A 16,186-nucleotide genomic window follows, 5' to 3' on the forward strand; every position below is an offset into this window, starting at 1 on the left:
CCGGCATGACGCAGGCGAAGTCCCCACCACCGGGCGGGTCCGGCCCGGATCGGTCCCGGATGGGCCCCACCCGGATCTCGACCCTGGTCGTGGCCGCCCTGGCCGCAGCGGCGGTGGCCTGGTTGCTGATCAGCTCTCTCTACTACAGCGGCATCCCCCGGCTGCCCTGGCTGCCGGTGGTGACGCTGGCCGGGCTGGCGGTGCTTGAGGCGTACGCCGCGATCAACACCCGGGGCCGGATCGAGCGCAAGCCGGGGCGGGACGCGGTCAACCCACTGCTGGTCGCCCGTTTCGTGGTGTTGGCCAAGGCGTCGGCGCTGGCCGCGGCCATCTTCGCCGGCTTCTACGCGGGGCTCGCCGGCTGGCTCTTCCTGGAGACCACACGCGCTGCCCTGGATGATCGTCCGGCCGCGGGCGGGGGCCTGCTCGCCTCGCTGGCTCTGGTGGGCGCCGCGCTGTGGCTGGAGCGCTCCTGCCGGGTGCCGGAACGCCCGGACGACGAACGCGAGCAGGACCCACGGGAGAGCCGTCCCGGCCAGCGCTGAGCAGGGGGTTACGCCCGGCTCCGGGCGCGGGTACGGTGCCTGCGATCGGAGAGCAAGGGCCGCCCACGGTCCGTCCGCGCGCCGGACCGGGGACGGCCGGGCCACTGGGGAGGCGGCGTCATGGGGTACGAAGAAGCGGGCCGGGACCGCTCGACCGAGCCCTCGTCCGGGGTGCCCGCCGCCGTTCTGGAGAACGTCTTCGACGACCCCACCCACGGTGAGCCCGGCCGGGACCGGATCGGCGTGCAACTGGGCTGGGAGTTCGTGCTGCTGGCCGGGCTGGCCGCCCTGGGCTGGCTGCTCTGGCGGGAGGACCAGGCCGCCCTGCGCGCCGACAACCTGCGCACGTTGCTCGTCGACGCGGTCGGGTTGGGGTTGCTCGCCCTGGCCGCCGGGCTGAGCCTGCGTACCGCGGCACCGAACCTGGCCATCGGGCCGGTCGCGGTCGCCACCGCCCTGCACTACGCCGAGCAGGGTGATCGGGGCCTGCCGGCGTCGGTCGGCCCGGCCGTGGCGGTCGCCGCGCTGGGCGGGCTCGCGCTGGCGTTGGTCGTGGTGGTGCTGCACGTGCCGGCGTGGGCCGCCAGCCTGGCCGGCGCGGCCGGTGTGGTGGTGTTCATCGAACGCCGTTCGGCGCCGGTGCTGGTGCAGGGCGACTACGACCCGGGGCGCAGCGCCGGTTACCTCTTCGCCGGCTTCGCGGCGGTGGCCGTCCTCAGCGGGCTGTTCGGCGCGATCCGGGCGATCCGCCGGCTGGTCGGCCGGTATCGGCCGGTCGCCGACCCGGCCCGTCGGCGGGGCGCGGTCGCCGCCGTGGTCGCCGGGGCCGCGCTTGTCGGCTCCACCGTGTTCGCCGCCCTCGCCGGTGTGCTGATCGCCGCCAACGACCCCGGGCCGGTGGCACCTACCTCGGGCCTGGACTGGACGGTCCTGGGGATCGGGGTGGCCCTGCTCGCCGGCACCAGCGCGTACGGCCGCCGGGGCGGTGTGTTCGGCGTGGTGCTGGCGGTCAGCCTGGTCACCGTCTTCCAGGCGTACGCGCCGGAGCGGGGCTGGACGCTGAGCACCTGGGCGGTCGGCGGTGCCGTGCTGGGTGCCGGACTGCTTGTCACCCGGCTGGTCGAGACATTCGGTCGGCCCCGACCCGGCAGCACCGAGAAACCGGAACCGGTCACCGACGGCACGATCAGCACGGGTTGGACCATGCCGCAGTCACAGTCGGTGGACAACTGGCCTCCGACGCTGCCGACGCCGGCCGCGCCCCAACCGGTCGACCCGTGGCGGGATCCGCGCTGGGAGGACAGCCCGCGCCGGTGGGACGTCGACGAGCGGTGACCACGGCGGCGTCCGCCGAGCCGGAGCTGATCTCGACCGTTAGGCTCGGCGACATGACCGACACACCTGCCGCCGCCCCCGGCGGAACCTCGTTCGCCGAGCTTGACGCGCTGTCCACCGAGGAGCTGCGGGAGCGGGCGTTCGCCCTGGCCCGGGAGCGTCGCGACGTCAAGTTCTACTGGTCGGTGCTGCGGCACCTGCCGAACGCGGACGAGGCCACGGTGCTGGACGGCGCACCGAACTCGATCGGCCCGACCATTGACGAGGCCAACGCGCTGTGGCGGGAGCTGACGGGTCACGGTTACGAGGAGTCCGCGCCGCTGCTGCGGGCCGCCTTCATCGACTACCTGCTGAAGCACTGAGCCGCTCGGGGCAGCCCAGGTCCACCCGAACGACAGGTTCGGGGCTTGGGCGGATGGCGTCGCTCTTCCACCGCTCCGGGCCGGTCAGCCGTTACGGCACGGCGGCCGGCACCGGTGCGCTCGCCGTGTTGTTGCTGGTCGGGATATGCGGCAGTCCCGCGTACACCGGTTGGGCCGCCACCCAGACCGACCCGGACTCGGCCGGCGCGTTCTACCTGCGTCTGCTCGCGTGGCCGGCCTGGCGGCTCCACGCGGATGGGCAGGCCGGCGGCCTGTTCGCCGCCGACCTGCGGGCCGTGCTGCTGGTGGTCCTCGCGGTGGCCCTGCTCTACCTGTTGCCCGCCGCGCAGGTGGCCCGGGTGCCCGGCTCGGTCAGCCAGTTCCTCTCCGGCTGGGCCGCGTACGTGCTCGCCGGCGGGCTCGCCGCCGTGCTGGCGGCGCTGCTCGGCCCGGATCCGTCACTGCTGGTCGCCCTGCGGGACGCCAGCACCGGCGCCGGCTACGGCTTCCTCACCGGGTGGATCATCGGCACCGCCAGCCTCGGTGGCCGGGCCTGAGCTGGCCCGGCGCGGTCGCGCCTGAGCTGGCCCGGCGCGGTCGCGCCTGAGCTGGGGCGGCCGGGACCGGGCCGCCGTCGGCGGCAGCCCGGTCGCCGTCCGGTCAGTTCGGCGTGCGGACCAGGTCGAGCAGGCGGTGTCGACTGAGCGCACCCACCGGTCGGCCGGCGTCGGTCACCACGAGCTGGTCCCGTCCCGAGGTGAGCAACACGGCCAGGGCGTCGTACGCGGTGCCGTCCAGTGCCACGGTGGGCAGGTCCGCCGCGGCGTCGCCGGGTACGGGTTCCAGTGTCTCCCGGTCGAGTGGGGTCACCGCCAGGCGGCGGATGCCCCGGTCGGCCCCGACGAACTCCCGGACGAACGGAGTGGCGGGTGCGCCGAGCAGCGCGGCCGGCGTGTCGTACTGCTCCAGGTGCCCGCCCTCGGAGAGCACCGCGATCCGGTCGCCGAGCCGGACCGCCTCGTCGAGGTCGTGGGTGACCAGGACGATGGTCTTGCGGACCTCGGCCTGAAGCCGGAGGAACTCCTCCTGAAGGCGGGTCCGGACGATCGGGTCGACGGCCGAGAACGGCTCGTCCATCAGCAGCACCACCGGGTCGGCGGCGAGCGCGCGGGCCACCCCGACCCGTTGCCGCTGACCACCGGAGAGTTCGTGCGGGTAGCGGCCGCCGAACTGGGCCGGGTCCAGGCCGACCAGGTCGAGCAACTCGTCGACCCGGGCCCGGGTCTGGCGCTTGGGCCACCTGAGCAGGCCCGGCACGGTGGCCACGTTGGCCCGGACCGTCTGGTGTGGAAACAGGCCGACGTTCTGGATCACGTATCCGATACGGCGGCGCAGCCGCACCGGGTCGGCGTCCGTCACGTCCTCGTCGCCGAGCGTGATCCGGCCGGCGGTCGGCTCGATCAGACGATTGATCATGCGCAGTACCGTCGACTTGCCGCAGCCGGACGGGCCGATCAGCACCACCAGCTCGCCGGCCCGGACGTCCAGGCTGAGGTCCCGGACCGCCTCGGTGCCGTTCGGGTAGCGCTTCTGGATGCCCTGTAGGGAGATCGACGCCGCGCGAGGGGATGAGGCCACGTCGGCAGCCTCCGGGGTAACGTCCACGTATGTCCTTCCGCCTGAGCTACCGGGCCGACCCGGGTAACCCCTGGTTCTCCTGGCAGTACGTGCGGGACAACTCTGACACGATCCTCGCCGCCGTGCGCGAACACGCCACCCTCACCGGGCGGGCGGTGCTGCTGGCCGTGTTGATCGCTCTGCCGTTGTCCGTGCTCGCGTACTGGTTCCGGCCGCTCGCCGGGCCGATCCTCGCCGTCAGCGGGGTGGTCTACACCATCCCGTCGTTGGCCCTCTTCGCGTTCATCGCCCCCTACCTGGGCACCGGGGCGACCACGGTGCTGGTCGGGCTGGTCCTCTACGCGCTGCTGCTGATCGTGCGCAACGTGGTGGCCGGTCTCAACCAGGTGCCCCCGGAGGTTCGGGAGGCCGCCGAGGGCATGGGTTACGGCCGGTGGGGGCGCCTGTTCCGAATCGACCTGCCGCTGGCGCTGCCGGGCATCGTGACAGGCGTACGGCTGGCGACCGTCTCGACGGTGGCGTTGGTCACGGTCGGGGTGCTGGTCGGGCACGGCGGGCTCGGGCAGTTGATCTTCGCGGGCTTCCAGAACAACCTCTACAAGGCCGAGATCATGACTGCCGCGCTGCTCTGCGTGGCGCTCGCGGTCGTGCTCGACCTGCTGCTCATCCTGGTCGCCCGACTGGTGACCCCCTGGTCCACCCGGAGGGCACGGTGACCGTCGCGGCGAACCCCATCGGGCAGGCGATCACCTGGATCAACGACCCACTGAACTGGACCAACCCCGGCGGCATGCTGGACCGGCTCGGCGAGCACCTGACGATCTCGGCCCTGGCGGTGGCGCTCGGCTGCCTGGTGGCCTGGCCGCTCGGGCTGTGGCTGGGGCACCTCGGTCGCGGTGGCGGCCTCGTGGTGCTGATCTCCAACGCCACCCTGGCCATCCCCACCCTGGCGCTGCTGACCATCCTGCCGGTGGCCTTCGCCAGCGGTTTCGGGCGGACGCCGGTCGTGGTGGCGCTCGCCGTCTTCGCCGTCCCGCCGCTGCTGGCCAACGCGTACACCGGGGTGCGGCAGGTGGACCCGGAGGCCCGCGACGCGGCCCGGGGGATGGGCCTGTCCGGCGGGCAGTTGCTGCGCCGCGTCGAGTTGCCGCTCGCGGTGCCCTACCTGGCCGCCGGCTTCCGGACCGCCGCGGTCCAGGTGATCGCGACCGCCGCGCTGGCCTCGTTCGTCAACGGCGGCGGCCTGGGCCAGATCATCCGGACCGGCTTCGGCATCGGTATCGCGGCCGGCGGTGGGCAGATCGTCGCCGGCGGTGTGCTGGTGGCCGGTCTGGCGCTGCTGGCCGAGGTGGTCCTCGGCGGTGTCGAACGCCTGGTCACCCCCCGCCCGCTGCGGCGCGGACGGCAGCGCACGGGCCGGCCGCGGCCCGCCGACGCCACCGGGAGAGCCTGACCCCCTCCGGGTGAGCCCGCGGCGAGCTGGCGACCCGCACCGGTCCGATCGGTGATGATGAGGTGACGAAGTCCATCCCAGGTTGTCGGTCGGTTGCGGAGCATGTTGGGTGGACATTCGCGGGCGACCGACAGTCAGGATCGCCCGTCGGACACGCGGCCGGCCCGGGACGGGCCGCGCCGGGACACGGAAGGCGGGCACATGCGCGCACGTACACGTCTGGCGATCGGCGCGATCGGCGCCGTCGCCGGGGCAGCGCTTCTCACCGGTTGCGGTGACGCCGGCTCGTCCGGCACCGACGCACCCCAGCAGAGCGCCTCTGGCGCCGGGTGCGCCCCGGTCGCCGGCAAGCAGCTCATCGCCCTGCAGGACGACAAGAAGCTCCAGAACTCCGACAACGTCATTCCCGCGGTCAACAGCAAGGCGGCCAACCCGCAGCTGATCGCCGCACTGGACAAGGTCTCCGCGACCCTCGACACGCCGAAGCTGATCCAGCTCAACAAGGCCGTCAACGAGGACCGCAAGACCGCCAAGGTGGCGGCCGAGGAGTTCGCGAGCGCCAACAACATCACCGCGGGCATCGCCAAGGGGTCGGGCGGCGACATCGTGGTGGGCGCCGCCAACTTCGCCGAGAGCCAGATTCTGGGCGAGCTGTACCGGATCGCGCTCACCGCCGCCGGCTACCAGGTCAAGGTGCAGCAGATCGGCAACCGCGAGCTGTACGAGCCGGCGCTGGTGAAGGGCGAGATCCAGGTCGTCCCGGAGTACGCGGCGACGATGGCCGAGTTCCTCAACACCAAGAACAACGGTGGTGGCACTCCTCCGCCGGTCTCCTCGCCCGACATCAACGCCACGGTGACGGCGCTCAAGGCCCAGGGTGACAAGGTCGGCATCACGTTCGGCGCCCCGGCCGCCGCACAGGACCAGAACGCCTTCGCCGTCACCCAGGCGTTCGCCGACAAGTACGGCGTACGGACCCTCTCCGAGTTCGCCGCGAAGTGCTCGGGCAGCGCGACGAAGCTGGGCGGCCCGCCGGAGTGCGAGCAGCGTCCGTTCTGCAAGCCGGGTCTGGAGAAGACGTACGGGCTGAAGGTCGGCTCGTTCTCCTCACTGGACCAGGGTGGGCCGCTGACCAAGAGCGGTCTGCGGGACGGCTCGATCAGCGTGGGCCTGATCTTCTCCTCGGACGGCGCGTTCGCCACCAACTGAGCTCTCGTCGGGCGTACCGCGGACGCCCCCGCCCCGACCGGGCGGGGGCGTCCGCACGTCCGGGGACCCCGTTCCCTCCGACGGACCTCGTCGGTAGGCTGCACATCCATGCCAGCCCCGGTCACCTCTGACACCCGGCGTCGACCATCGCTGCTGACCGTGCTCTTCTGGGCGGGGGTGGCTCTCGCGCCGGTGGCGGCGCTGATCCTGCTGGTCGCCGACGGCAACGGTCCGCTGCGCTTCGCCGCGGTGCTCGCCATCGTCTCCGTGGTGCTGATCGGCCTCTCCATCGCGCTGCGGGCCGACGATGCCGGTGCCTCGGCCCGGGCCGACGAGTTGCAGGACGAGATCGAGGAGCTGCGTACCCAGCTCGCGACCGCCGCGCAGCGCGGAAGCCAGGCCCTCGACCAGGCGCACCGGGCACAGGAGGGGATCGCCGCGGTCCGCCGCCGTCTTGACGCCAGCGGTGCCGCTCTCGCCGGTGCCGCCCCCGTCGCTGCCGCCGCCCCGGTGGCGGAGCCGGCGGGCGCCGGCCGGGCGCGGGTGCCGAGCGTCGAGCCACCGGGGGACAACGCTCCGGTGGCCCGTAGCCGCGTTTCGGTGCCGGGTGACGCGCCGCCCGGCCGCGCCCGGGTGCCCGGCCCGGACGACGCGTCCCGGTGGGGTCACCCCGCGCATCCGGACGACGGGCCGGCCCACCCACGGGAGGCCGCCGAGCCGCGGGCGACGGCGGGAACGTACGGCGCACAACGGCCGGCCGACGCCACGTACGGCTCGGCGCGTCGCCAGGAGCACGACCGCCCCGAACCGGCGCACCGACCCCTCGGCGTGGTCCGGCACACCGAAACCGTGCACGTCACCACCCGGCACACGGTGGTGGACGGCGGGCCCGCCGAGCCGGGTGGGCACTACGGCGGTGAGCCGGGTGGACACTACGGCGGTGAACACCCGGGCCGGTGGACCCCACCGGCGCAGGAGTGGGCCCGGGGTGGCGGCGTGGACGAGCGTGCCCGCACGACCGGCCGACCGGCGGGCGAGCCGGGGGAGCGCCCCCGAGCCGGGTACGGCGACGACCGGGCTCGCCCCGGTGACAACCGGGTGCGGGGGCCGCAGCCTCCGACCGGTGGCGAACCCGAGTGGAGCGGCGCGCGGGAAGCGTCGGGTTGGGGTCCCGACCGGAACGTGCCGGACCGGGACGGGCACGAGCCGGGCCGGACGGGTCGCCGTGACGAGCCGGAGTGGACCGATCCGCGCGACACGTACGACGAGCCAGGCCCGGCCGCCGGGCCGCACCAGGTGTCGCAGCGTCCGACCTCGGGCTCCTCCTGGGACAGCCCGGACGAGCGTGGTTGGTCGGAGCGGCGCGATCGGGCCGGCGCGGCCGCTCCGCAGCCCGGCCCGGCCCTGCGGGCCGACGACACGGGCGAGTACTGGTCGCAGTTGCGGGCCGGTGACCGGTGGGCCGCCGTCCGTGACGACGAGGATGGCCACGAGCTGCGGGTCGGCGAACGCCGGGCCGAGGTGCGCACGGACGCCACCGGCACCGAGTACCGGATGGCCGACCGCTGGGCCGCCGTCCGGCACGAGGAGCCGCGTCGGCACGAGCAGCCCCGCGGGCACGAGGAGCCGCGTCGGCACGAGGAGCGCGAGTCGTACCAGCGGGACGAGCCGGCGCGTCGGCACGATCGCGACGGTGGCTGGCGGGCCGAGCAGGCGGGCCGCCCGGCGCTACCGGTGGGCGGGGTGCCGGTGCCGGACGAGTGGCGTCCTCCGCGCCAGCGCGGCCACCAGGCGGAACCCGCACCCGAGCGGACCGGCCGGCGTCGGGTCGACGAGCGCTACGGCTACCCGCCGCAGGACGACGTACCGCGTGCCGGTGGCACCCCGCCCGCGGAGCACTGGCGCTGACACCTCAGGCGGCCCGGCTCACTTGTCGATGTCGCCGACCACGAAGAACATCGAACCGAGGATCGCGATCAGATCCGGCACCAGGCAGCCCGGGAGCAGAGTGGCCAACGCCTGCACGTTCGCGTAGGACGCGGTGCGCAACTTCAACCGCCACGGCGTCTTCTCACCCCGCGACACCAGGTAGTAGCCGTTGATGCCGAGCGGGTTCTCCGTCCAGGCGTACGTGTGCCCCTCCGGCGCCTTGAGCACCTTCGGCAGGCGGGTGTTGATCGGCCCGGTCAGCCGGTCCACCCGGTCCAGGCACTGCTCGGCGAGGTCCAGCGACGCGTACACCTGGTCCAGCAGCACCTCGAAGCGCGCGTGGCAGTCGCCGGCGGTGCGGGTGACCACCGGCACGTCCAACTCGTCGTAGGCCAGGTACGGGTCGTCGCGGCGCAGGTCCAGGTCGAGCCCGGAGGCGCGGGCCACCGGCCCGGACGCGCCGAACGCGGCGGCGTCCGCGGCGGACAGCACGCCCACGCCCACCGTCCGCGCCAGGAAGATCTCGTTGCGCCGGATCAGGTGGTCCAGGTCGGGCAGCCGCCCGCGTACCTCGCCGATCGCCGCACGCGCCCGACCGGTCCACCCGTACGGCACCTCCTCCTTGAGGCCACCCACCCGGTTGAACATGTAGTGGATCCGGCCCCCGGAGACCTCCTCCATCACCGCCTGGATCGTCTCCCGTTCCCGGAAGGCGTAGAAGATCGGCGTGATCGCCCCGATCTCCAGCGGGTACGAGCCGAGGAACATCAGGTGGTTGAGCACCCGGTTCAGCTCCGCGAGGGCCATCCGCAGCCAGGTGGCCCGCTCCGGCACCTCCATGCCCATCAGGCGTTCCACCGCGAGCACCACACCCAGCTCGTTGGAGAACGCCGACAGCCAGTCGTGCCGGTTGGCCAGCACGATGATCTGCCGGTAGTCGCGCACCTCGAAGAGCTTCTCCGCGCCCCGGTGCATGTAACCGACGATCGGTTCGCAGGCGACCACCCGTTCGCCGTCGAGCACCAGCTTGAGTCGCAGCACACCGTGCGTGGAGGGGTGCTGCGGGCCGATGTTCAGCACCATGTCGGTGCCGAGCTGCTGATCACCGGTGCCGGCGACCAGGCCGGCCCCGGTGCCGACGGTCAGTTCACGAAGGTCCCCGGCGTCGGTGGTCATGCCCGTCATCGTGCCACGACCGGGCCGAGTGGGATGCCGACCGGTTGGCGCAGCCACAGGTGCCCGCCGAACCCTACCGGGTCGGTCAGCTCGGCCACCGCCGACGCGGCGGCCAACGCCCGCACGTACCCCGCCGGGTCGGTGCCGGCCATGCTCAGCGGCGGTCGGCTGCCGTCGGCCCCGAGCGCCCGCAGCGCCTCGGCCTGCGAGACCAGGGAGTACGCACACCGGGCGACCGCCGCACCGGCGGAGGCGACCGAGTCCATGGCGACGTGCGCGGTCACGTCACTCGACCCGTCCGGCACCGGAGGCACCTGCCGCCCAGCCCGGTACCCGGTCAACGTCCCGTGCACGGGCCTGTTGTCCCGCAGGTGCCCGTAGTCGACGGCCAGCGCCAGACCGCATTCGATCCTGCCTATCGCGTCGGCCCACGCCTCATCCCTGCTGCGGCCGATCTCGGCTCGTAGGTGGTCACTGTGGGGGGTTTCGGGGCAGCCCGGCCGGCTCCGGGCGGTCAGGCTTGATCCCTGCGCCGGCCGGGCTGCCCCGAAACCCGACTCGCTTCCGCTTGTCGCGTCGGCCCAGGTCAAACCCTGGTCCGGGGCACCGTCCGCGCTGCGAAGGCTCGTGGGGCTGGGCCACCATTCCGTCAGCCACTCAAGATCATCAGGGCTGAGCGGGTCGCCGATGGTTTCGGTGCCGCTTGTGGGGTCGACCAGTACGTATCGCCAGCCTTCTTCGGTGTGTGCCGCTATGTCCAGGGGGACGTTGTCCAGCCACTCGGTGGCCAGTAGTACTCCGGTGATCCCGTTGGGGATCTCGGCTGTCCAGTTGATCTCTTCGGGCAGGTTCTCCGGGCGGCCGGCGTACTCGACTGCTGTGAAGCGGACGCGCTCCGCAAGCGACGGACGGACGGTGCCGGACGGCGGCTCGTTCCGCAAGGAACGGGTGGCGGCCGTGGGAGTCGGGGTTTCCGGGGAGCCCGCCCGCGCAGGGATCAAGCCTGACCGCCCGGAGCGGGTGGGCTCCCCGGAAACCCCCACCGCAAGCCCGACGGACGCCAGCAGGGTGAGCAGCAGCTCCCCTCGCCCGGCACCCACGTCGACCACGTCGAACCGTGGCGGATGACCGAGGGCCGAGTCCACGGTTTCGAGAAGCCGTAGCAGCGCGGTGGCGAAGGCCGGTGAGGCGTGCACGCTGGTGCGGAAGTGGTCGGCCGGCCCGGTGCCGGCGACGAAGAAGCCACCCGGCCCGTAGAGGGCTCTGCTCATGGCGTCCCGCCAGGCGATCGACATCCACCCACTCCGATTCCGGCCCGCGTCACGATCATCCGCGCCGTCCCGCTCGGCAGCGGAGTGGGGCGCGCGGTGATCAGTTGCTGAAAGTAGGTCAGGAAAGCTCCCAGCACCTACTCTTCATCATTTGATCAAAGTGGGCTCCCCGGAAGTGTTCAGGCCCGGAAGTAGTGCCCCGCGTCCAGGTCGGCGATCAGGTCGGGGTGGTCGGGGGTCCAGCCCAGCAGCTCGCGCGTGACGGCGGAGGACGTCGGGTTGTCCAGCTGCGCGATCGACCCGAGGAAGCCGAAGTACCCGTTCGCCTCGTCGGGGCTGATGCTCCGGACCGGGATGTCGAGGTTGCGGCCGATGGCCTCGGCGATCTGCCGGAAGGGGACTCCTGCGTCGGCGACAGCGTGCAGGCGCGCACCGGCCGGGGCCTTTTCCAGGGCGAGTCGGTAGAGGTCGGCCGCGTCGAGCGTGTGCACCGCCGGCCACTGGTTGGTGCCCTCGCCGACGTACGCGGCGTACCCGTGCTGCCGGGCCGACGCGATGAGGGCGGTGATGAAGCCGACGTGGTCCAGAGAGCTGTGCACGATGGGGAGCCGGACGACGGAGGAGCGCACCCCGCGGGAGGCGAGGCCAGCCACGAAGTTGTCCGCGTCGATCCGGTAGCCACCGGTGGGGAAGGTGTCGTGTTCGGTGCCGGGGCGGCCGACGATGCCGCTCATCACGAGCATGGCGGTCCCGCCCGTGCCGACCAGGGGCTTGCCGGAGCCGGCCAGGCCGTCGGCGAGTGTCGTGAGAGCCGCCAGGTCGACCTCGGCTGCGGCGGCCAGGTCGCCGCTTACCAGGAGGTCGTGGCGGAATGCCAGATGGATCACCCCGTCGGAGCCGGCCGCCTCCTCCCGAAGCGTGTCGAGGTCGGACAGGTCGCCACGGCGTACCTCGCCGCCGAGCTTCTCGATCGCGGCGGCGGACGTGTCGGAGCGGGCCAGGCCGACGACGTCGTGTCCGGCGGAGATCAGTTTCGGTACGACCGCGGAGCCGAGGTGGCCGGAGGCGCCGGTGACGAATACGCGCATGGCGGTTCCTTTGTGAGATGGTCATGTCGCCTTGTGACATCACCGTATCCCATGATGTCGCGATGCGACATGGCTCAGCCGGAAAGAATGTCGCAACGTGACATCGGATACCATCCCCGCATGGCCCGCTGGCAACCGGACGCGCGCGGCCGCCTGGAGGCGGCCGCCTTCGAGCTGTTCCGCGAGCGCGGCTTCGAGCAGACGACGGTCGCCGACATCGCCGCCCGGGCCGGGCTCGACAAGCGCACCTTCTACCGGCTCTTCGGCGACAAACGCGAGGCGCTCTTCAGCGGCGGAGAGCAGCTGGAGGAGGTTCTGGTCAAGGCGGTGGCCGAGACGGACGCCGGGCCGTTCGAGGCGGTGGTCGCCGCCTTCCGCCAGGTGGGGGAGCAGATCTTCACCGACCGCCTCGAACTGGTGCGGATGCGCCAGTCGATCATTGCCGGTAGTCCCGAGTTGCAGGAGCGTGAGCTGCGCAAGACGAGCTCGCTGACGGCCGCGGTCGCCGCCGCTCTGCGTGCCAAGGGCCTCAGCGAGACGACCGCCGCTTTGGCGACCGAGTCCGGCGTGATGATCTTCCGGGTGGCGCTCGCCCGCTGGGTCGCACCCGAGAGCGATGGCGGCTCGCTCGCCGACCTGATCACCGAGGTGGCCACCGAACTACGCACGCTCACGACGGCCCCGGGCTGAGCCCGACCGTTCACCACCGGGCCCTTCCGTCAGTGGTGAAGGTTTTCACACATGCTTGTCCTGGTTCGACGGGCCGGGCGCATACTTGCGATCGACCGGTACCCCTTCTCGAGGACTGGATCGTCGTCATGAGCGCACCGCTGCGCCCGCGCCCGGCCGCCCAGTTTGGGCCTGCCACACCGCGGGACCGCGCCGTCACCGGCGCCCCTTCCTCCCGCCTGCTCACCGTCGGCGTCGTCGGCGCCGGTCGGGTCGGCGCCGTCCTGGGTGCCGCACTCGTCGCCGCCGGGCACCGGGTGGTCGCCGTCACCGGCGACTCCGGGGCCAGTCGAGCCCGCCTCGCCCTGCTGCTGCCCGAGGTGCCCCGTCGCCCGGCTGCCGCCGTCGCCCACGCCGCCGCCGACCTGCTGCTGATCGCGGTGCCGGACGACACGTTGGCCGGTGTGGTGGCCGACCTCGCCGACCGGGGCGCGCTGCGTCCGGGGCAGATCGTCGCGCACACCTCGGGCGCGCACGGCCTGGGCGTGCTGGGCCCGGCCGCCGCGGTCGGCGCCCGCCCGCTCGCCCTGCACCCCGCCATGACCTTCACCGGTACGCCGGACGACCTGGCCCGGCTGGACGGCATCTCGTACGGGGTGACCGCCCCGGCGGAGCTGCGCCCCCTCGCCGCCCGGCTGGTCGCCGACCTGGGTGGCGTGCCCGAATGGGTGGCCGAGTCGGACCGCCCGCTGTACCACGCCGCGCTGGCCCACGGCGCGAACCACCTGGTGACCCTGGTGAACGAGGCGACCGACCGGCTGCGCGACGCCGGGGTGGCCCGACCGGAGAAGGTGCTCGCCCCGCTGCTGCGGGCCGCCCTGGAAAACGCGCTGCGGCTCGGTGACGACGCGTTGACCGGCCCGGTCTCCCGGGGCGACGCGGGCACCGTCAAGCGGCACCTGACCCGGTTGGCCGCCACGGCTCCGGAGTCCGTCCCCGCCTATCTCGCGTTGGCCCGGCGTACCGCCGACCGGGCGATCGCCGCCGGCCGACTGCGGCCGGTGGACGCGCAGTCGCTGCTCGGCGTGCTCGCCGAAACCGCCCGGGAGGTGGCCGCATGACACAGGTCGTGCACTCGCGTGCCGAGCTGGCCGAGGCCCGGGCCGGGCTGAAGGGCACGGTCGGTGTGGTGATGACGATGGGCGCGCTGCACTCCGGGCACGAGACGTTGCTGCGGGCGGCCCGGGAACAGGCCGACCACGTGCTGGTGACGATCTTCGTGAACCCGTTGCAGTTCGGGCCGAACGAGGACTTCGGCAGGTACCCGCGCACCCTCGACGCCGACCTGGAGGTGTGCCGGCGGGCGGGCGCGGACCTCGTCTTCGCCCCGTCGGTGGCGGACATGTACCCGGACGGTCAGCCCCAAGTCCGCCTCGACCCGGGCCCGCTCGGTGCGGAGTTGGAGGGCGCGAGCCGCCCCGGCTTCTTCCACGGTGTGCTCACCGTGGTGCTGAAGCTGCTCCAGCTCACCCGACCGGACCTGGCGTTCTTCGGTGAGAAGGACTACCAGCAGCTCACCCTGGTCCGGCGGATGACCCGGGACCTGGACGTGCCGGTCGAGGTGGTCGGCGTGCCGACCGTCCGGGAGCCGGACGGGTTGGCGCTGTCCAGCCGCAACCGCTACCTGAGCGAGTCGGAGCGGGCCGCCGCGCTGAGCCTGTCCGCCGCGTTGCGGGCCGGTGCCCGCGCCGCCGAGGACGGCCGGGACGCGGGAGCGGTGCTGACCGCCGCGCACACCGCGTTCGGCGCCGGTACGCCGGGAGCCCGCCTCGACTACCTGGTGCTCACCGATCCCGAGCTGGAGCCGGGGCCGGTCAGCGGGCCGGCGCGGCTGGTGATCGCCGCCTGGGTGGGCGCAACCCGCCTGATCGACAACGCGGCAGTCCACCTCGCCCCGCGCCCCTGACCCGGCCGCCACCCTCCACCAATCCCCGAAAGGCCACCCCGATGTTCCGGACCATGCTCAAGTCGAAGATCCACCGAGCCACCGTGACCCAGGCCGACCTGCACTACGTCGGTTCCGTGACAGTGGACGAGGATCTGCTCGACGCCGCCGACCTGCTCCCCGGCGAGCAGGTGGCGATCGTGGACATCACCAACGGTGCCCGGCTGGAGACGTACGTGATCCCCGGCGTGCGGGGCAGCGGTGTGATCGGCATCAACGGTGCCGCCGCGCACCTGGTGCACCCCGGTGACCTGGTCATCCTGATCTCGTACGGCCAGATGGACGACGCCGAGGCCCGGTCGTACCGGCCATTGGTGGTGCACGTGGACGCCGACAACCGGGTGATCGAGTTGGGCGGTGACCCGGCCGGTGTGGCACCCGGCATGGCCGGTGACCCGGTGCCCAGTCCGTTCGCCGTGTCCGGAGTCTGATCTCCCGCGACGCAATTCCGGTCTGTTACCAGAAGGTCATTACCGGTTACCCTTGGCGCACTGGCGGAAGCCGGTCGGTGGCTGGGGGAGGCCGCTATGCGCAGTGCCACGACGACCCTGTTCGCCGCCGCCGTGACGGCAGTGCTGCTGGTGGGCTGTGCCGGGTCCGATGGCCTGGACGGTGACCTGACCGACGACTGGGCGGCGCTGCCGCAGGCGTCGGCGTTCACCCCGGCCGCCGGCGTCTGTCAGGCCGCCGACTTCACCGACGTGGTCACCCTCGCCGCGTACGAGCCGGTGGACTGCGCCGGCCCGCACCGGGTGGAGACCGTGCACGTGGGGGCGTTTCCGGCCGAACGGGCGAGCGCCCCGGCGGGCGGCTCGGCGGAGTTGCGGGGCGCGTTCACCGAGTGCGACACCCGGGCGACCGGGTACGTGGGCGACGACTGGCGGGCCGGCCGACTGCGGCTGTCGGTGGCGCTGCCCTCCGGGCCGGGCTGGACGGCCGGTTCCCGGTGGTTCCGGTGCGACCTCACCGAGCTGACCACCGTCGAGTCCGCGGCCACCGTGGTGGTCCGGTCGGGCAGCCTGCGGGACGCGTTGAAGGGGGCCGCCGGGCTGCGGCTCGGTTGCCAGCAGACCCGCACCGCGGCCGGTGCGGGTGTGCAGACACTCGTCCCGGTGGAGTGCGCGCGACAGCACGACGCCGAGTTCGTCGGGGTGTGGCGCGCACCGGACATGCCGTACCCGACCCGGGGTGCCGACTGGACGCCGCTCTACGACGGCTGTCGCAGCGTCCTCGGCCGGTACGTGGGCGTGCCGAACGACGTCCACCTGCGCTTTCGGAGCGGATTGGTGGCCCGCCCGCCGGGTGCGGGGCGCTGGCGGGTCGGCGACCGGGGTGTCCGCTGCTACCTCTGGCTCAGCGACCGTACGGTGACCGCCTCGCTGAAGGGCGCGGGCCCGGCTGGTCTTCCCATCCGGACGAAGTGACAGCGGCCCACCGGTCGGCACGGGACGGGCGGCGCCGGGACGGGGTAGCCCAAAACACTCGTCCCGCCCCCGCCGCCCCGAG

General features: G+C 73.1%; 17 protein-coding genes. 13 read left to right on the top strand and 4 right to left on the bottom strand.

Annotated elements, in window-relative coordinates:
• Positions 1-5: 5 nt before the first annotated feature.
• The 4 genes from ACGFIW_RS13925 (at position 6) to ACGFIW_RS13940 (ending at position 2,799) form a co-directional block, all read left to right on the top strand.
• Complete coding sequence (locus ACGFIW_RS13925; RefSeq protein ID WP_393314393.1) at positions 6-545, top strand: DUF3180 domain-containing protein; 540 nt, start codon at positions 6-8, stop codon at positions 543-545.
• Between the two features lie 120 nt (positions 546-665).
• On the top strand, positions 666-1,880 hold the full coding sequence (locus ACGFIW_RS13930; protein ID WP_393314396.1) for an ABC transporter permease: 1,215 nt from the start codon (positions 666-668) through the stop codon (positions 1,878-1,880).
• A 53-nt stretch (positions 1,881-1,933) separates the two neighbouring features.
• Entirely contained in the window at positions 1,934-2,242 is a 309-nt protein-coding gene (locus ACGFIW_RS13935) for a hypothetical protein (RefSeq protein ID WP_030489956.1), read from the top strand.
• A 53-nt stretch (positions 2,243-2,295) separates the two neighbouring features.
• Positions 2,296-2,799, top strand: a complete 504-nt coding sequence (locus tag ACGFIW_RS13940; RefSeq protein ID WP_393314399.1) for a hypothetical protein — start codon at positions 2,296-2,298, stop codon at positions 2,797-2,799.
• Positions 2,800-2,902: 103 nt separating this feature from the next.
• On the opposite strand, the gene ACGFIW_RS13945 is transcribed toward ACGFIW_RS13940, so the two are convergent.
• Positions 2,903-3,907, bottom strand: a complete 1,005-nt coding sequence (locus ACGFIW_RS13945; protein ID WP_393314402.1) for an ABC transporter ATP-binding protein — start codon at positions 3,905-3,907, stop codon at positions 2,903-2,905.
• A 2-nt stretch (positions 3,908-3,909) separates the two neighbouring features.
• Here ACGFIW_RS13945 and ACGFIW_RS13950 point away from each other — a divergent pair, with 2 nt between their 5' ends.
• From ACGFIW_RS13950 to ACGFIW_RS13965, 4 genes are all read left to right on the top strand, one after another.
• Entirely contained in the window at positions 3,910-4,596 is a 687-nt protein-coding gene (locus ACGFIW_RS13950) for an ABC transporter permease (protein ID WP_393314405.1), read from the top strand.
• Complete coding sequence (locus ACGFIW_RS13955) at positions 4,593-5,333, top strand: ABC transporter permease (protein ID WP_393314408.1); 741 nt, start codon at positions 4,593-4,595, stop codon at positions 5,331-5,333. The genes ACGFIW_RS13950 and ACGFIW_RS13955 overlap by 4 nt, the downstream gene beginning before the upstream one ends.
• 201 nt (positions 5,334-5,534) lie before the next feature.
• Positions 5,535-6,542: a glycine betaine ABC transporter substrate-binding protein gene (locus ACGFIW_RS13960; RefSeq protein WP_393314411.1), complete on the top strand. Its 1,008-nt coding sequence runs from the start codon at positions 5,535-5,537 to the stop codon at positions 6,540-6,542.
• Between the two features lie 108 nt (positions 6,543-6,650).
• Complete coding sequence (locus ACGFIW_RS13965; protein WP_393314414.1) at positions 6,651-8,450, top strand: hypothetical protein; 1,800 nt, start codon at positions 6,651-6,653, stop codon at positions 8,448-8,450.
• Between the two features lie 18 nt (positions 8,451-8,468).
• Here ACGFIW_RS13965 and ACGFIW_RS13970 read toward each other — a convergent pair whose 3' ends face one another.
• From ACGFIW_RS13970 to ACGFIW_RS13980, 3 genes are all read right to left on the bottom strand, one after another.
• The gene (locus tag ACGFIW_RS13970; protein WP_393314417.1) at positions 8,469-9,656 is read right to left on the bottom strand and encodes an NADH-quinone oxidoreductase subunit D; all 1,188 of its coding nucleotides are present in this window, start codon (positions 9,654-9,656) and stop codon (positions 8,469-8,471) included.
• Positions 9,653-10,942: an SAM-dependent methyltransferase gene (locus ACGFIW_RS13975; protein WP_393314420.1), complete on the bottom strand. Its 1,290-nt coding sequence runs from the start codon at positions 10,940-10,942 to the stop codon at positions 9,653-9,655. The genes ACGFIW_RS13970 and ACGFIW_RS13975 overlap by 4 nt, the downstream gene beginning before the upstream one ends.
• Before the next feature lie 155 nt (positions 10,943-11,097).
• Positions 11,098-12,006 (bottom strand): SDR family oxidoreductase, encoded by a 909-nt coding sequence (locus tag ACGFIW_RS13980; protein WP_393314423.1) that lies wholly within the window; start codon positions 12,004-12,006, stop codon positions 11,098-11,100.
• A gap of 120 nt (positions 12,007-12,126) precedes the next feature.
• On the opposite strand from ACGFIW_RS13980, the gene ACGFIW_RS13985 reads away from it, so the two are divergent.
• From ACGFIW_RS13985 to ACGFIW_RS14005, 5 genes are all read left to right on the top strand, one after another.
• Positions 12,127-12,696: a TetR family transcriptional regulator gene (locus ACGFIW_RS13985; RefSeq protein WP_393314425.1), complete on the top strand. Its 570-nt coding sequence runs from the start codon at positions 12,127-12,129 to the stop codon at positions 12,694-12,696.
• 128 nt (positions 12,697-12,824) lie between these two features.
• On the top strand, positions 12,825-13,796 hold the full coding sequence (locus tag ACGFIW_RS13990) for a Rossmann-like and DUF2520 domain-containing protein (RefSeq protein WP_393314428.1): 972 nt from the start codon (positions 12,825-12,827) through the stop codon (positions 13,794-13,796).
• Positions 13,793-14,641: a pantoate--beta-alanine ligase gene (gene panC, locus ACGFIW_RS13995; RefSeq protein ID WP_393314431.1), complete on the top strand. Its 849-nt coding sequence runs from the start codon at positions 13,793-13,795 to the stop codon at positions 14,639-14,641. Before ACGFIW_RS13990 ends, panC begins: the two co-directional genes overlap by 4 nt.
• A gap of 41 nt (positions 14,642-14,682) precedes the next feature.
• Positions 14,683-15,111 (top strand): aspartate 1-decarboxylase, encoded by a 429-nt coding sequence (gene panD / locus ACGFIW_RS14000; RefSeq protein WP_357554627.1) that lies wholly within the window; start codon positions 14,683-14,685, stop codon positions 15,109-15,111.
• A 96-nt stretch (positions 15,112-15,207) separates the two neighbouring features.
• Positions 15,208-16,104, top strand: coding sequence for a septum formation family protein (locus ACGFIW_RS14005; RefSeq protein ID WP_393314434.1), 897 nt, complete (start codon positions 15,208-15,210; stop codon positions 16,102-16,104).
• Positions 16,105-16,186 lie beyond the last annotated feature (82 nt).

This window comes from Micromonospora sp. NPDC048935 (genome assembly GCF_043197875.1).
Taxonomy (GTDB): Bacteria; Actinomycetota; Actinomycetes; order Mycobacteriales; family Micromonosporaceae; genus Micromonospora.

Excerpts from the sequence above, each read along its gene's own strand:
- ACGFIW_RS14005 (WP_393314434.1), top strand. The coding sequence starts at position 15,208 with ATGCGCAGTGCCACGACGACCCTGTTCGCCGCCGCCGTGACGGCAGTG.
- panC (WP_393314431.1), top strand. The coding sequence starts at position 13,793 with ATGACACAGGTCGTGCACTCGCGTGCCGAGCTGGCCGAGGCCCGGGCC.
- ACGFIW_RS13970 (WP_393314417.1), bottom strand. The coding sequence starts at position 9,656 with ATGACGGGCATGACCACCGACGCCGGGGACCTTCGTGAACTGACCGTC.
- ACGFIW_RS13950 (WP_393314405.1), top strand. The coding sequence starts at position 3,910 with ATGTCCTTCCGCCTGAGCTACCGGGCCGACCCGGGTAACCCCTGGTTC.
- ACGFIW_RS13930 (WP_393314396.1), top strand. The coding sequence starts at position 666 with ATGGGGTACGAAGAAGCGGGCCGGGACCGCTCGACCGAGCCCTCGTCC.
- ACGFIW_RS13965 (WP_393314414.1), top strand. The coding sequence starts at position 6,651 with ATGCCAGCCCCGGTCACCTCTGACACCCGGCGTCGACCATCGCTGCTG.
- ACGFIW_RS13935 (WP_030489956.1), top strand. The coding sequence starts at position 1,934 with ATGACCGACACACCTGCCGCCGCCCCCGGCGGAACCTCGTTCGCCGAG.
- ACGFIW_RS13985 (WP_393314425.1), top strand. The coding sequence starts at position 12,127 with ATGGCCCGCTGGCAACCGGACGCGCGCGGCCGCCTGGAGGCGGCCGCC.
- ACGFIW_RS13990 (WP_393314428.1), top strand. The coding sequence starts at position 12,825 with ATGAGCGCACCGCTGCGCCCGCGCCCGGCCGCCCAGTTTGGGCCTGCC.
- panD (WP_357554627.1), top strand. The coding sequence starts at position 14,683 with ATGTTCCGGACCATGCTCAAGTCGAAGATCCACCGAGCCACCGTGACC.
- ACGFIW_RS13975 (WP_393314420.1), bottom strand. The coding sequence starts at position 10,942 with ATGTCGATCGCCTGGCGGGACGCCATGAGCAGAGCCCTCTACGGGCCG.
- ACGFIW_RS13940 (WP_393314399.1), top strand. The coding sequence starts at position 2,296 with ATGGCGTCGCTCTTCCACCGCTCCGGGCCGGTCAGCCGTTACGGCACG.
- ACGFIW_RS13925 (WP_393314393.1), top strand. The coding sequence starts at position 6 with ATGACGCAGGCGAAGTCCCCACCACCGGGCGGGTCCGGCCCGGATCGG.
- ACGFIW_RS13960 (WP_393314411.1), top strand. The coding sequence starts at position 5,535 with ATGCGCGCACGTACACGTCTGGCGATCGGCGCGATCGGCGCCGTCGCC.
- ACGFIW_RS13980 (WP_393314423.1), bottom strand. The coding sequence starts at position 12,006 with ATGCGCGTATTCGTCACCGGCGCCTCCGGCCACCTCGGCTCCGCGGTC.